The 15,577-nt window shown below is 34.9% G+C and carries 15 protein-coding genes and 1 pseudogene; 2 read left to right on the top strand and 14 right to left on the bottom strand.

Translation table 11 applies throughout. The features are described 5' to 3' along the window. Positions 1-66 precede the first annotated feature (66 nt). From LDP15_RS10870 to LDP15_RS10855, 4 genes and pseudogenes are all read right to left on the bottom strand, one after another. The gene (locus LDP15_RS10870) at positions 67-1,266 is read right to left on the bottom strand and encodes a galactokinase (protein WP_015427097.1); all 1,200 of its coding nucleotides are present in this window, start codon (positions 1,264-1,266) and stop codon (positions 67-69) included. 26 nt (positions 1,267-1,292) lie between these two features. Then, entirely contained in the window at positions 1,293-2,312 is a 1,020-nt protein-coding gene (galM, locus tag LDP15_RS10865; RefSeq protein WP_225513524.1) for a galactose-1-epimerase, read from the bottom strand. Between the two features lie 129 nt (positions 2,313-2,441). Then, the gene (locus LDP15_RS10860) at positions 2,442-3,830 is read right to left on the bottom strand and encodes a glycoside-pentoside-hexuronide (GPH):cation symporter (protein ID WP_015427099.1); all 1,389 of its coding nucleotides are present in this window, start codon (positions 3,828-3,830) and stop codon (positions 2,442-2,444) included. Between the two features lie 278 nt (positions 3,831-4,108). Continuing rightward, positions 4,109-4,846 (bottom strand): annotated as a pseudogene (locus LDP15_RS10855) (MurR/RpiR family transcriptional regulator); the annotation flags it as partial. Positions 4,847-4,972: 126 nt separating this feature from the next. On the opposite strand from LDP15_RS10855, the gene mgrA reads away from it, so the two are divergent. Beyond that, positions 4,973-5,977: an L-glyceraldehyde 3-phosphate reductase gene (mgrA, locus tag LDP15_RS10850; RefSeq protein WP_015427100.1), complete on the top strand. Its 1,005-nt coding sequence runs from the start codon at positions 4,973-4,975 to the stop codon at positions 5,975-5,977. Between the two features lie 67 nt (positions 5,978-6,044). Here the strand turns inward: mgrA and LDP15_RS10845 are convergent, their stop codons facing one another. The 5 genes from LDP15_RS10845 to LDP15_RS10825 all read right to left on the bottom strand — a co-directional run bounded on the left by LDP15_RS10845 (position 6,045) and on the right by LDP15_RS10825 (position 11,685). Further along, on the bottom strand, positions 6,045-7,184 hold the full coding sequence (locus tag LDP15_RS10845; protein WP_015427101.1) for a nicotinamide-nucleotide adenylyltransferase: 1,140 nt from the start codon (positions 7,182-7,184) through the stop codon (positions 6,045-6,047). Next, a complete protein-coding gene (locus tag LDP15_RS10840; protein WP_015427102.1) occupies positions 7,171-8,148 on the bottom strand; it encodes a D-2-hydroxyacid dehydrogenase in 978 nt (325 codons plus the stop codon). The genes LDP15_RS10845 and LDP15_RS10840 overlap by 14 nt, the downstream gene beginning before the upstream one ends. A gap of 197 nt (positions 8,149-8,345) precedes the next feature. Beyond that, a complete protein-coding gene (locus LDP15_RS10835; protein WP_015427103.1) occupies positions 8,346-9,638 on the bottom strand; it encodes a U32 family peptidase in 1,293 nt (430 codons plus the stop codon). 277 nt (positions 9,639-9,915) lie between these two features. Continuing rightward, positions 9,916-10,077: a hypothetical protein gene (locus LDP15_RS10830; RefSeq protein ID WP_015427104.1), complete on the bottom strand. Its 162-nt coding sequence runs from the start codon at positions 10,075-10,077 to the stop codon at positions 9,916-9,918. 684 nt (positions 10,078-10,761) lie between these two features. Next, positions 10,762-11,685: a peptidase U32 family protein gene (locus tag LDP15_RS10825; protein ID WP_004254664.1), complete on the bottom strand. Its 924-nt coding sequence runs from the start codon at positions 11,683-11,685 to the stop codon at positions 10,762-10,764. Positions 11,686-11,905: 220 nt separating this feature from the next. Between LDP15_RS10825 and LDP15_RS10820 the strand changes: the two genes are divergently transcribed. After that, positions 11,906-12,187 carry a DUF3270 domain-containing protein gene (locus LDP15_RS10820; RefSeq protein ID WP_004254660.1) on the top strand — a complete coding sequence of 94 codons (282 nt, stop codon included), beginning with the start codon at positions 11,906-11,908 and terminating at the stop codon, positions 12,185-12,187. A 24-nt stretch (positions 12,188-12,211) separates the two neighbouring features. Here the strand turns inward: LDP15_RS10820 and LDP15_RS10815 are convergent, their stop codons facing one another. From LDP15_RS10815 to LDP15_RS10795, 5 genes are all read right to left on the bottom strand, one after another. Beyond that, positions 12,212-13,033 (bottom strand): putative RNA methyltransferase, encoded by an 822-nt coding sequence (locus LDP15_RS10815; protein WP_015427105.1) that lies wholly within the window; start codon positions 13,031-13,033, stop codon positions 12,212-12,214. Positions 13,034-13,596: 563 nt separating this feature from the next. Continuing rightward, positions 13,597-13,920, bottom strand: coding sequence for a sigma factor-like helix-turn-helix DNA-binding protein (locus LDP15_RS10810; protein WP_225513522.1), 324 nt, complete (start codon positions 13,918-13,920; stop codon positions 13,597-13,599). 24 nt (positions 13,921-13,944) lie between these two features. Then, positions 13,945-14,355, bottom strand: coding sequence for a RinA family protein (locus LDP15_RS10805; protein ID WP_225513521.1), 411 nt, complete (start codon positions 14,353-14,355; stop codon positions 13,945-13,947). Positions 14,356-14,687: 332 nt separating this feature from the next. Continuing rightward, positions 14,688-15,269 (bottom strand): hypothetical protein, encoded by a 582-nt coding sequence (locus LDP15_RS10800; RefSeq protein ID WP_225513520.1) that lies wholly within the window; start codon positions 15,267-15,269, stop codon positions 14,688-14,690. A 124-nt stretch (positions 15,270-15,393) separates the two neighbouring features. Beyond that, the gene (locus LDP15_RS10795; protein ID WP_255596492.1) at positions 15,394-15,525 is read right to left on the bottom strand and encodes a hypothetical protein; all 132 of its coding nucleotides are present in this window, start codon (positions 15,523-15,525) and stop codon (positions 15,394-15,396) included. Positions 15,526-15,577: the final 52 nt, after the last annotated feature.

The following is a 15,577-nucleotide window of genomic DNA, read 5'->3' as shown; positions in this document are numbered from 1 at the left end:
GTGCTATCACTAATTTAATGTTAACTCACTTAAATCACTCATAAAAATTTTTTAATATTATTTGATTTATTCAACATCCAACTTTGTTGAACCAGAACCAATTTGAGCGACGTAAAAGCTTGCTGGATAACCGACAACTTCTTCGTAAACTTGGCCGACGGCTTTTTCAAAGGCTGAAACATTGTCATGAGCAACAAGAGCGATTGCACAACCGCCAAATCCGGCTCCAGTCATTCTGGCCCCCAAGACACCGGCTTGTTTTTGAGCAGTTTCTGCTAAGGTATCAAGTTCAAGTCCTGTGACTTCATAATCATCTTTCAAAGAAGCATGTGAAGCATTAAGAAGTTCTCCAAATTTTGTCAAATTACCTGCAACAAATGCTTTTTGAGCAATTTTAGTTCGATTATTTTCATAAACGGCATGACGTGCACGTTTAATTAATGTTTCATCCCCAATCAAATCAGTATTGGCATCAAATTCTTCATTTGATAATTCTCCAAGTGATTGAATGTCCAATCTCGTTTGCATTCTTTTGAGCGCTTCACGTGTTTCAGCAAAACGTTCGTTGTATTTTGATTCTGTCAAAGCCCGCGGTTTGTTAGTATTCATGATAACAATATCATAATCACGAAGTTCAACAGGAACCATCTCATATTTTAGAGTGTTACAGTCCAATAGGATTGCTTTTTTGACTTCACCAAAACCAATAGCGAATTGGTCTAAAATTCCAGAATTAACACCAATATAATCATTTTCTGTTTTTTGTCCTAATTGAACCAATTCAAGACGTGGAACATTTAAGTTAAATAAATCATCCAAAACAACGCCGACTAAAAGCTCAAGTGATGCTGATGATGAAAGGCCAGATGCTGTAGGAATTTCTCCTTTTATCAACAATTCAAAACCTTTGTCAATTTCATATCCTGCTCCTTTAAGCATGACAATCATTCCTTTAACATAATTAGACCAAAGCTCACCATCTTTCTTTTCAACTTCATCTAATTCAAATTCAATGACGCCTAATTTAGGAAAATTTTCTGAGTAAAGTTTGACTTTTTTATCTTCTCTCAGACGAGCTAGTCCTGTTGTTCCAATTGTGATTGATGCTGGGAAAACATATCCCCCATTGTAATCGGTATGTTCACCAATCAAATTAATTCGTCCTGGGCTAAAAAAGTATTCAACTTCTTTTGTATCTCCAAAAACTTCTGCAAATTTTTCTGTTAATGCTGATAATACAGTACTATTTTCTACAACTATAGACATTTCTTCTCTCCTCTAAATTTATTTCTTTATTTTATATGCAAGCTATAAATTGTGGTTGCTTGATATTTTTCTCCCGCTTTTAGGCTGATATCTCCAAGCTCCGGAATTTGCTCAGACCCAGGTGAAACTTGACATTCAAAAGTAATTCCACCATGGTGCACCTGCTTTTTCCCATGATAAAGAGTTCCTAAATCACCAAAATTTGCTGTAAATATCACAATACTTGGTTGGTCAGTAAAGACTGAAATTGAAGTATCATCAAGCGTTAAACGAGCTTGTTCTTTATCAAGTCCTAACTGGTCTAACAAGAAAGGATGGTCAATTCCTTTAACTAATTGAACTTGTTCCATATTAGAATTGAGGGCATTTGATAATTGTTTTTCCTGACGGAAATCCAAGTCTGTATTTTTTATATCAACAATATCACCACGAACAATTTCTGTTTGGTCTTTTAAAGGAACAAATCTTGAAGCGGCCAGTCGAAGTCCATGATTTTCAACAGATTCACTAGCATCACCATTCAAATTAAAATAGACATGCCCAGTTGGATTAAACACAGTGTCTTTATCAGAAATGGCATCATAATGAATTTTCCACTTATTGTCATCATCAAAAGAGTGAGTTACTGACATTTCTATTTTACCAGGATAACCATTTGTTCCGTCATTAGAAACTAAGGAAAATTTGACTTGAACTTCAGCTCCTAAATCGGTAACTTCATATGTCCAAAGTTTAGTATGAATGCTTTCTTCCCCACCATGTAAGGTTTGATGGCCTTCATTTTGATTTAAGATATAATCTTTCCCAGAAATTTTGACCAAACCATCCTTAATTCTTCCTGCTGTGGGTCCAACTGTTGCACCAGGATAGGCATCTTTTTCTAAATATTCTTTAGCTGAATCAAAGCCTAGAATCAGATGCTTTCCATCTTTTTGCCAGTCAACAATCCGAGCGCCGAGATTTGTAAAAGAAATTGTGACACCTGCTTTATTGGTTAGACTAATTAAGTCACTTCCTAAGCCAAAATCTCTTATTTTAATTTCCATGATATTTCCTAACTATAATGACCTTTAATCAAATTTTAAAAATTCTACTGACAGATTTACTGATGACAGATTAAACGAATTTCATCTTTTTATTTTCTATCTTACAAAAGCTGTCAGTAAATTATTTACCTATTTTAAACGTTCTTCGAGTTCTGCAACAATTTCTTCGTGACGTTTTTCAGTCAATTTAACTTTGAATAAATAAATTGCTAAAGCGATAATCATCAAAATGGCTGGAACTACAAATGAGTAGAGTTTAAATGTTGCCACACCGTAAGTGTGACCAGAGATATATTTTGAACCTGTCATTCCTGCTGAAATTGCCACAAATCCATAGATACCATTTGAGAAAGCACCGGCAATTTTATCAAGCAATGGACGCATGGCAAGCGTTACGGCTTCATTACGTACTCCATTTTTCCATTGACCATATTCTACCGAGTCAGTAATTGTCATTAATACTGACAAGAAAACAAGTTGATAGGGCGCAGTTAAGAAGATTAATCCAGCAACAGTCATTGCTACCGAACTTCCTAAAACGAACAAGAGATAACCAAGAAGCATTGAAATGATTGCTCCAGTCAAAACTTTGCGTCGTCCAAATTTTTTAGCTAAAATCGGAAACATTGGAACGAGAATGATTGAACCAATGAATCCGACAATTCCTGTAATTGAATAAAGACTAGCATTTCCAATAACAAAAGTAAAGTTCAAAATCAAAGTTGCTGTTGTTGCCACATAAGCAATGGCAAATAAAATATATGAAAGTGACAACCACATTAATTGGTCATTTTTTAGGAGCGCTTTAAATACATCCAATGTATTTGTTTTGGTTCCTTCTTGACGAATAACTGATTTTTGTTCTTTAGTTCCCCAAGCGGTTACCAAAGCCGAAATTCCTTGGACCAAAGCGGCAATAACACCAAAAGCAAAGAATCCTCTTGCTCCTTGAGCATGTCCACCTTTAGTAAAGAAAATTGTAATTGGAATCGCTAAAATAGTTGCCCCTTGCGCACCAATTGCTGAGCCAAAACGGGCGAAAGTTCCAAGTGTTTCACGTTCAGAATTTTTTTCTGATAGCGCTGGAATCATTGACCAGAAGGCAATGTCTTTGAATGAATAAAAGGCGTCAAGAATAATAAAGGCAATGATGAAGACAATGGCAAATAATGTACGATTATCACTTTTTGCTAGTCCGAAGAAGTCTGAAAACATGAGCATAATCATCAAAGATGACATAATCCCACCAACAACCAACCAAGGTTTAAATTTTCCCCATCTTGTGTGGGTATTATCAATAATTGAACCAATGATTGGGTCAAAAATAATTTCGATTAAACGAATAATAACGACTAAACTAGTGACTAAAGCAATCATCGCATCCTCATGTGGTGTTCCAGCAAACATTTGTGCCGTTACAAAGGCGATGAAGAATGTACTAATTGAATAATAGTAAACATCATGTCCTAATGCGCCAAAAGCGTACGATAAACGTTGTTTCATTTTTCCCTCTTTCATGGGGATCCTCCTTTATACTAAATCTACTTAATTCATAAGTAAATCTACAAAGCTACTGTTTTGCCTTTTGAAACGAGTAATCCTTGGTTGGGAAAACTTTTATTTTGGATAAGTTTTTAAAAGCGAAACAGTCTTCAATTTCATTTTGAAATCGCTCACATTTAGAGTATAACACTTTGATTTAAGAAAGGGTTTCCAATTTCAGCTTATCTTTTGGAAACCCTTTCTATTTTGCTCTTTTTATAAAAAAAAGCTCGATATGACTTGATATCGAAGCTTTATTGTTTTAAAGTATAAATGGAGTAAGCATCAATTAGAACTCTTGATAAAATGGATAATGAGAGTCTACTATGAACATCTAAATCAAAATAATTCACCTCAAGACTACTCTTGTAACCAATCAAACTAATATCTGAAAGATTGGTCAGACTGGAATTAGCATTAACAGTTAGGGATAATATTTTGGGATTTTGTCCTTTGGCAATATTTAGAGCATTTAAAATTTCTACTGTTTCTCCTGAAAGTGATAAAACGATGATTAGGCTTTTTTCATTAACAAAACGGGCATAGTAAGCCATGTATTTTGAATCATCATGCAAACTGACGGGCTTACGGAAAAGTTGCAACTTTTTCATCAGTTCGTCAGCAACGTTTGTTGATAAGCCTCGTGAAAAAATTAAGATTTCCTCTGATTCTTGAATCAACTCCACAGCTTTTTCAATTTCTTCAGCAGAGATATTTTCTATTGTTTTCAAAAGTTCTTCTTGATTTTTAGCAATAGCCCCCAGGACTTCTTTGGAAAAACCATTGATTTCAGGAAGTTTTTTCTCACGAATCGAATATCTAAATTCACCATAACCTTCAAAACCTTTTTTTCTTACTGTTCGATTGACAGTTGAGAGAGAAACATGAGCCAATTCTGCCAATTCTGAAATTGATAATTGTGGAATTTTCTCATAGTTTTCTTGAATAATTTGCCAAGTATAGGATTCAGCATTGGTTAAATTGGACATATTTTTACTCCATTGATTCGCTTGTTGTTATCAAAAAATGTTTTCTATCCTAAAATTATAACATTTGACGCTTACATTTGCTATAATTCCCTGAAATCGTTTTATATTTCTATTTTTAAGGAGAAAGTAATGACTTATATTCCCAATCCCACTCGTTATGACCACATGATTTATCGCCCAGCTGGAAATTCTGGTTTATTATTGCCTGCTCTTTCATTAGGACTCTGGCATAATTTTGGTTCGGTAGATGATTTTGAAAATGCAAGGGACATGATTCATACGGCATTTGATTTAGGAATTACTCATTTTGATTTGGCCAATAATTATGGACCAGAACCCGGTTCAGCAGAACGTAATTTTGGTCGTATTTTGAAAGAAGATTTCCAAAAACTGCGTGATGAGTTAATTATCTCAACTAAAGCTGGTTATCCAATGTGGCCTGGACCCTATGGAAACTGGGGCAGCAAAAAAAGTTTGCTGGCTAGTCTTGATCAATCTTTGGAGCGTTTGGGACTTGACTATGTTGATATTTTTTATTCACATCGTCCTGACCCAAATACACCGATTGAAGAAACAATGGGGGCTTTAAAAAGCGCTCTGGATAGCGGAAAAGCACTTTATGTAGGTTTGTCCAATTATTCCGCCAAAGAAACCGAAGCTGCGGTCTTAGCGGCTGAAAAGTTAGGCTTTAAACTCTTGATTCATCAACCTCGTTATTCAATGCTAGATCGATGGATTGAAGATGACTTGCAAGAAACTTTGACGGAGGCGGGGATAGGAACAATCGCCTTTAAACCTTTGTACCAAGGGCTCTTAACCGGAAAATATTTACATGGTATTCCTGAAGATTCGCGAATGCGTGATCCTCATTATGCAACTTTGCATGATGACAGTCTTACGAAAGAAAGATTGGAACAAGTCCAATCGCTTAATGATTTGGCTCAAAGTCGTGGACAATCTTTAGCTCAAATGGCCTTGGCCTGGGTTTTACGAGAAAGAGATGACAGGGTTCAAGGCATCACTTCTGCTTTAATTGGCGCAAGCCGTCCGCAACAAATCATTGAAAATGTGGCAGCTTTAGAACATTTGAAATTTACTGACGAAGAATTAATTAAGATTGAAAAGCTCTTATAAAGAACAAAAAAGTTACTGACAAATCTGTCAGTAACTTTTTATTTTCTAAATAAAGCTGTCAGTAAAATTAATAGCTCAATCGGTCAATTTTTACACCAGTATATTCGTGAACAGCATCAATTGCATGATGATAACGTGTTAAATATCCTTCCTGATCACGGTGATCTCCTTCGTCATCTAAAATAACAACTTTATTCATTAATCCAAACTCAGCTAATTGACGCATCAATTCTTCATGAAATTCATGACGTGATTCTTCCCATTCCATATGACGAAAGCCGTCATCAATATATTCTGTAATTGGTGGAATGACTAAAATTAAATCCATTCGTTCATCTGCAATTGTTTTCTTGAATAGAGGTTCAAGCTGCTCGAAATCTTCTCTAGGTAAGTATAATTTAGCGTACACTCTGGTCACAATGGCATCAGTATCTAAAAAGACAATTCCTTGGTTAGCAGGAGAATTGACTTCGCGAGAATTTGCATCATATTGACCTGTAATCATTCGAGCATAGTCATCCATTTTCAACTCATCATCATCAATATTAAAAGCTTCTTCATATTCTCTAGCGTATTCTTCTGAAAACGGGGCATTAATGGAACGTGCCAAACGGCGAACAAGGGTTGATTTACCTGTTGAAGCTGAACCCATGACGGTTACAATTTTCGAAAAATGTCTTCTAAAGACGCGATTAATGTGAGTCCAGTGTTCTTGCGGATTTTCTCTAATTTGTGTAGCTGATAGTGAAATATCATGTCTGTCAGCAATTTCAACAGCATATTGATTCCCGTCAGCTGGAAATCGTTTCTTCAATTCTGCTGCGTATTCTAATTCGCCGACATAAAAAGTGACTGATAACTCTCTCTCCAATGTATTATGATGAATCAATTCAAATAAACGATTTGCCCATTCGTCCCAACCATTAGGCATTTCTGGTAAATCATTTTCATTAAGCATCGAAACTTTAATATTTTCTTCATCATTAAAAGCTTCACGCAAATAACGAAATCGTTTCTCAAGAGGTAAGCCAATTTGGGCACCACGGTCATTATCATAACCGGAAACGACAAGCAAGACCCCGTCATTCAAACTTGCACATTTATAGATTTGTTGCTGATGCCCCGTATGCAGAGGAGCAAAAGTTCCAAAATAAATACCGATATTTTTTCCACTTAATTTTGATTTTGAAATATTATTTGTGAGCATTTCGTTTATATCCTGTTTTCATATCAACAATATTCGTCAATTCCTTACCATTTGCATAGGCATCGAGATTTTTTTCCAATATTTTCATAAAGCGACGCCATGTTTCAGGAAGAGTATAACCGCCCGAAGCATGAGGAGTGATTAATAGTCGTTCTGTATGCCAAGCCCGGTGACCTTTAGGCAATGGTTCTGGGTCGGTCACGTCAATTCCTGCCCCAGCAATTTTTTTAGACTCAAGAGCATCACACAAGGCTTCTAAATCGACATTTGTTCCCCGACCAACATTTAGGAAAATAGCATTTTCTTTCATTAAATCAAATTTTTCTTGATTAAATAATTTATAAGTTTCATGGGTCCCAGGGACACTTGAAGCAATAATATCAGCTCTTGGTAAAACTTTGTCTAGGTCAGCTTCAGCATAGACTTCATCAGCAAATTCTTCATCACCATAAACAGTTCGTTTGACTGCAATGACATGACCTCCCAAAGCTTGAATCTTTTGTGCAAAGTGACTTCCAATATCACCTAAACCATGAACCAATACTGTTGAGCCATAAATAGATTGAATCTGACCAATATTTTCCCAGATTTCTTTTTCTTGTTGTTTTTGATAAAGGTCAAATTTTCTTAGAAGAACGAAAGCCATTGTTAGTAAATGCTCAGAAATCGTAAGTCCATAAGTTCCTGTTGCATTTGTCAAAACTACCTCTTGAGGAAAATTTGCTCCTTGAGTATAACCATTGGTTCCAGCTGATAAAAGTTGGAGCCATTTTAAATTTTTATATTTTGCTAATAAATCAGGCTTTGGCAGACCAACTAATACTTCTGTTTCCAGAAAATCTGATTCTGTCAGCTCTTCTTCTTTTTTAAATTGAAACTGGTAAGCTTTATTTTTCTTGAAAGCCGCTTTTGTTTCATCTGAAAAATTTAACCAAACATTTTCTAAGGCAATTGCTTTTATCATTGGGACTCCTTTGTATAAAATGAATTTTAAAGACTACTTAAAGAGAATAAAGTCAAGCCTTGTTTTCTTTATCTTCTTTCTTTGATTATAGCACTTTGCCTTAATTTTATAAAAAATAGAAGTTTGACAATTCTGAAATTATCAGTCCTAAAATGATATAAAAGAGAATTTCAGCAAAAATTCTCTTTTTATTTTTATTAAGCTCGTACTGTTTTAGCAAGACCTGTTTTTTTATCATAAAGATTAATCAAACCTGAGCCATTTTTACGAATCATATCCCCTGCTTTAACCGCAAAAGGAACATCAATATGTAAAAGGGTCATTGGGTTTGGTGCACGGTCAATATGTTCATCTGTTTCTGCCAAACGAAGATTTTTGACCACTGTTTCCACGTGGCGGAATCCTGGGCCATAAAATTCAATTTGGTCACCTTCTGTAATAACATTTCTTTGACGAATTGTAGCTACCATTGTTTCAGCATCAAAGGCAACAACTTCTCCGACGAATTTGTACTCAGGAATTTTACGACGAGCCCCAAAGAGTTGTTTATTTTCATCAGGCGTTCCATAATAAAAGCCAGTATCTAATTCACGTTGAGCTACTTTCCATAATTCATCAACTAAGGCTGGTTTTATTTCTTCAAAACGTTCTGGTGATTCCAAATAGGCATCAATAGCTGCTTTATAAACGTTAGAAACTGTTGAAACATAGTGAATTGATTTCATTCTTCCTTCGATTTTGAGCGAATTAACTCCATTTTCAATCATATCAGGAATATGTTCAATCATTGACATATCAACGGCTGACATTGAAAATTCTTCAGTGACTTCACCAGTAATCGATTTTCTCTCGCCAGCAAATGGCATATCATATAAATCATATTTCCAACGGCAAGATTGTGAACATCCCCCGCGGTTAGCATCACGCATACTCATATAATTTGACAAGACACAACGTCCTGAGTATGAAATACACATGGCTCCGTGAACAAAAGCTTCAATTTCAACATCAGTATGCTGACGAATTTCTCTTAACTCTTCTACAGAAACTTCACGCGCTAAAACTACGCGTTCAAGTCCTAAATTTTTCCAGAATTCTAAGGTTTCATAGTTAGTAGCAGACGCTTGTGTTGACAAGTGGATGGCCAAACCTGGTGCTTCAGCAGCGCAGATGGCAATCAAAGCAGGGTCAGAAACGATAACCGCTGAAATTCCTAAATCACGTAATGTACGGAACCATTCGCCCGCCCCTTTTTCATTCCCTTCATGTGTCACCATATTGGCTGCTACATAAACTTTAGCGTTGTGGGCACTTGCATAAGCGACCCCTTCAGCCATTTCTTCAAAAGTAAAATTACCTGCGCGTGAACGTAAGCCATAGGCCTGTCCACCAATATATACTGCGTCTGCGCCATAATCAATAGCGACTTTTAGTTTTTCGAGTGTTCCTGCTGGTGCAAGCACCTCTGGACGTGTTTTTGTAATTGACATGTTTCAATTCTCCAATTTTCAAGATTGTAAGTATTTTGAAAAGGCTCCAAAAAGAAAAAATCTTAGTCAAATTTATTGTCAGTAAATTTGCGAGCCAAAACTTCTTTGTTTCTTTATTTTACAGGATTTCTTGCCAAATTTAAACCTTCAAATGTGACAAAGTTCTTTGACATTATGTTGCTTATCTCTCATTTTTACTGACAGAATTATTGATATTTTTTTGAGTAAATAATAAAAAGGTCACTCTGAATATCCAGAGTGGCCTTCCATTTTGAATTCATTTGTTATAATTTTTGTTAATGAGCCCTGTGATAATGGCTCCAACAATCAATAAAAGTGTAAGGACAATTTTTCCTACTATTCCTGGATTAGAAAAAAGAACAATAAGCCAGACAATAACCATAATAATTGGAAAGAAATATTTTTTAAAATTAATCATTAGTTTTTCCTCCTTATTGCCATTTATATCCGCTATAAACAGAAGAAATCTTGCCACCTGTCAAAATAGAAGGGTAATATGTCGTGCAAGTAAAATAAAATCCTCCCGGTACTCTAGTCCATACCCCAGCTAGACTTAACATAAATTTCCCAATAGTTCCTACTCCGGGTATTACAAAACCACTATATATTAAACCCGAAGATATCATTTGATTTGCCCTATCTTTGGAAACGTATATTCTTGTTGTTTGAGAGTATTTATTTTTACTTACCAGCACCACTTTATTTACCCCTTGATGATAAGTTGTTGCTTTAACTTTTGGACCACCTATTAGTCCAAAAATAATTAACGATAAACACTGTACTAAATATCAGAATCTTTTTCATGTCATAGTCCTTTTACCTTTCTCATTTCTTAATAAAATAAGAAACTAATTAAGAGCTCGGCATTCAAATAATCACCTAGCTATGGCGGCGACTTTTCCATAATTTTATCTCCTTTCTAAAAATTTGAATCTTTCATTTGAGTGAAAGTTTGCTTGTTTATTCGTAACTTTTCACTTGTTTTTATCTACAAGGACACTATAATATTTTATCGTTAATTTTACAAATGATTTGTTTTTTCATTTCTAAAAGGTTATAAAAAATTACAAAAAGTTATCGATAAATCGATAACTTCCTTTTTTTATTTAATGGCATCTTTGTCCAAATCATAGAAACCGTGTGATAATGTCCGTCCTGCTGGATGTATTTTTCGGATTTCTTCATCTAGTTGGAAAGCTTTAAGTTCTGTAAATTCGCCTGCTTCAATCAGCTTTTTAGCTTCTACAAAAAGTTTGCTTATCGCTACAAAATCTTCACCACGAGTAAAAATTCCATCCAATTTCCAATGGTCATAACCCATTGCTACTAAATCTGAAAGTTCTGTCATCATATCTAAATCATCATTAGCAAAAATATGCGTCCCGTGATTATCTTCAAAGATTGAATAATGTGTATCAACTTTCTTAGGTTCAGAGACAAAAAGATTTCTTTCTCTGTCTTTGCCTTTTTCTTCAGTCTTGATGAAATTATAATAGTTTTGCACCAATGGACGTTTGCTATGATGAATCACTGTTGCACCATAAACTAAAATTTCGCCTGGTACAGCTAGTTCATCGGTCATATCAGCAAGTTCTTCTTTTGGCAATTCACGTGCAAGAACAGCTTCAATTGCCCCTTGTTTGGCCCAAAAATTAACTTGGCGGGCAGAAGCAACCATGGTTGAGGCATCATAAGTAAATGGTAACTCATATTTATCACGTTGCAAAACAAAAATCACACCCGCATCGCCTACTGCAATTCGGTCAGCTTTAATTTCAACTAAGAAATCTAAAAAATCTTTTATTTTTGCCATCATCTCTGTATGCATCAGAGCATTGACCGCGACAGTCACTGTCTTTCCTGCATCATGTGCAAGTTCTGTAATTTTTTGAATCTCTTCGTTGGTTAAGGCAGTTGGTACGCGTAAACCATAATTTTTTTCACCAATGTATAAACGGTCGACTCCAGCTTCGAGCAATGCTTTAGCTTGCTCTAGGCTTTCTGCCGTAGAAGTAATAGTAATCATAGTGATAATTATATCATATTGTTCTCTTACACGTTTTTTCTAATTCATCCTCTTACTAAAATTCACTACTCAAAATGATATTTATTCATAAAAAAGTATAGATTAATTTTATTTTAACCCAAACGAAACTAAATGGTAATACATTTAAATTCTGGGTAACGTAAACCTGTGCTTTTTATACTATAATTGATTACATAATATAGGAAAGTGCTAGAAAATTATGGAATTAAAGAATTTAAAAGATTTTTATGAGAAGCAAGAATATGTCGATTATAACGAAAGTAAAAATTTTGAGCAAAGACAAGTCAACAAAAGAATTGAAGAATTAAGCTTCTTCACTAATATTGCTGTTTTCTCAATTTTTCTTGTTTTTACTACTTACATTTTGGTAAGTTTATTGGCAAGCTGGATTGCTATTCCAGTTTCTATTGTTCTCTCGCTTGCTCTTTATATTTCCGTGAAAAAAGGAATTGCTAAAGCGATTAAATTTATGATGAAATAAAAACTGCCTAATAGACAGTTTTTTTTATTTTATTCCAATTAAAATTTGCACATGAATTCTCGCTGTTTTTGGCGGATTTTCCTTTGCAAATTTTTTTCTTTCCTCAGAAACTGACCATTCTAATGGACTCATCAATAAGAAATCTTGACGCAAATTTTCTGGAATTTCAAAAGTATAATCAATTGTTTGTTGAGTATTCTTAGGAAATTCTTCTTTAAAACGCTCAATAACTGCTTGATTATCATAATCAACTGGAAGTTGATAAACTTCTCGCAACTCACGTAAATAATTTCTGTCAGGAATAATTTTAATGACCCGGCCATTTTCTGTCAGAACTCGATGAAATTCTGCATAATTTGAAGGCGTAAAAATATTCAAAATTACTGACAGACTTTCGTCAGCAAAAGGGAGATTAGTTAAATCAGCTAAGGACAGAAAACTTTTCGTATCTAATTCGGTTGCCATTTCAATTCCATCTTTAGCAATATCAAAAGCAAACTTCGCCCCCGCACCCTCTAGGAGTTCTAAAAATGAACCTTCACCTGTTCCAACATCAAGTAAATTTCCACTGACAAATGATTTTTGAATTTCTGTCAGTAAATTTTGATACATACCTGCTTGAATTAGGCGTCTACGTGGTTCAAACATTTTACGCGTATAATGCTCTGTGTCAGCTTTTGTTTGTAAAAAATTAACATAACCTTTCTTGTTTAAATTATAAGTATGATTATTTTCACATTTTAAGGCATAGGCTGCCAATTGAAATTTTCCATGACAAATTGGACATCTCAACATTTCCACATTTTCTTCTAAAAATAAATAAGCTTTTTCAATTTTTTTTAACATAGTTCTATTTTATCACAGCTCCCCATTAGAGCCAAATAGAGGGTAAAAAGTCCGTTTTATGCAATTATGCACTAAAAACACGACCCATTAGACCATAATATACATGTTTTTAAACGTAGTAAAAAGCGTAAAAAAACACGAACGTAGTAAAAAGCGTTAAAAAAATGAACAAATTTTTGTCAGGCAAGTGGCTGTATATCAACGATATATGGCTTTTAATTTTACTGATTTTTTTAAACGAACGTAAAAAAATATTTTTCTATTCCCATGGTTGAGCGATTCTTATTCTTTTAAATATGTCTAAGCTATTTTTTTATATATGTTATTGCAAAAAAACAGCCCTTTTTCTCCCTGTGTTCAAGCGACTGAAAATCTCTTCGCTCTTGATGTTAAGCCATTCTTACTAAGAAAAAAAGTTTTTCAGAACTTTGTACACTTGGAAAAAGCTATACTTAATCGGTTCTTTTTAAAAGTTTTGAATTACTCAAAAGGTGGGGGGATATAACCAAAAACCCATAGTTTAATTGCTATGAGCTTTTTTGTTGTTCTATAATAATTTATATTCAATCAGCCTCACGCGCGTGCTGTGCTTGTTCTGTGGCTTTCTTTATAATCTCTTTTACCTGCTTAATAGCTGGGTTCGTGTGGTGTCTAACGGTACTTTCATTTATAAGATAACGGCTTGAAACTTCTGATAGTGTCAAGCGTTCCATGTATCTAAGTCTTATCAACTCTATATCATCATCACTCAATGATTCAAACAGCTCTGTCATTGCGTTTAATATGAAGCGTTGTTGCGTTTCTTTCCCTGTGCTGTCTATCCTGTCAGTCCATGACTTCATAACGCCTGTAAGATATAATCTGATATTAAACTCTAGTTCATTCATAATATAATCATCCAAACAAAAACACTACAAAACACGCGCCACATCTTCTTTGAAAGCAAAGTATATTTTTTTAGCTCTCTTGATAGATATATCTATTCCTGCGTCCTCTAACTCCATAGCGACACGATACCACGTAAAACCGTCATATCCTTTATGTCTTAGCTCGATGACTTTCTTTTCTGATAGCGTTAAAGTATTGTATAAAGCCTCTAAAAGTTCGAGGGTTCGCCTTAATCCTATCAGCTCTTTGTCCTCTTCCATGCGTTCCTTGTCTAACGTTTTCCGCTCTGGCTCTGCTGTGCCTTTATAAGCTGTTCTAATTCCTAGGTTGTCCTGTTTTACCCTGTATATATAACGGCTCTCAATTGCTTTTATTTTGGCTTGTGTGCGTCCGTTAATATAATCAGATATGATTTTATCTGTTTTATCTTTCATGCTTCCTCCTCTGTTAGATTTTAAAAAGGGTTGCTAATGCTCAAGTTTCCGCTAAAAACCTGCAATATCGTACCTTATCATATTGAATGACCTTACCAAAACCTTACCAGTTTACCTTAGTATAATCTTAGTAGTAAAAACAAACGTTCTAAAAATACGAAAATAGCCACAACAACATATATCATAAGGCTTACGACATACAACTACTAAATAAAAGTACTTGTATTCGTTTGGTTTTGTACCAGTTTACCTCCCCATAATCTCCCTAACACTTTGCCTAATCGTACTTACATAACGACTAAAAGCCCAGTCATTGACTAGGCTCTTTTTGTTTATTCTTCTAACTCAAATCCGATGAGTTCCGCAATATTATCTAATGCCTGTACATTCATATCTACTAAATCAGACAATCTGATAATAGTTCCGTCTGTATATCTTGGGATATGGTTAGGGTCTTCGGTAACCATTGAGTCGTTAAGTGAGTATAAGTCTTGTAACTGTGCTTTAAGTGCCAGCTCTTGCGGTTTATTCTCGCTCTCTGCTGATAGGCTCATTTCATTCAATCCTAATGCCTTAATCAAACGCTCAATACTGTCAGTCAGTAAGTCCGCGAAAACCTGCACGTCATTGCCTGAGGTTTCCTGAGGTGCAAAGGTCAGTTCTTGAATTTCTTCAATGATTGATTTTACTGTTTCCTGTGGCTCGTATTCCTGCGGTTCTGTCAGTTCGTCCACAGATAAGCCCAAAACTTCTGTAAGGTTGACTAGGTTCTCACGCAATCCTTTCGCTAAGTCTTTTTGAGTCGCTGGTCTTTCGTTTGCTCCCTCAATATGAATAAAGTTAGAAGTAGGTTCTGAAAGTTCACTTGTCAGCGTGAAAAGGTTAGATAAGATTGTTTTTGTATTTTGGCTCATTTGATTTTCTCCGATTTTTCTATGTAGTAATTTGTAGTGTTTTTTATGTCAGGTTTTGTCAGGTTCTGTCAACAATTCAATTTGTCGGACAGCGTGGCTTTTTAATTTCTTTTAATATCATCATTTATTTACCTCGTACATTCCCATTACTGTCTATGTCTATGTTTGCAATATATTGTAAACTAATAGAGATTTCATCAAGATTATTATTTAATCTTTTTACTTCTTTAATTAATTGTTCTTCAAATTCTGTCATTTTTATAACCTTTCTTGTTATCTGGTAAATTCCTAGAGAAGTGGTAAAAATA

The organism is Lactococcus sp. SK2-659 (assembly GCF_020218185.2).
GTDB classification, from domain to species: domain Bacteria; phylum Bacillota; class Bacilli; order Lactobacillales; family Streptococcaceae; genus Lactococcus; species Lactococcus lactis.
This window is presented reverse-complemented; position numbering and strand designations above follow the sequence as displayed.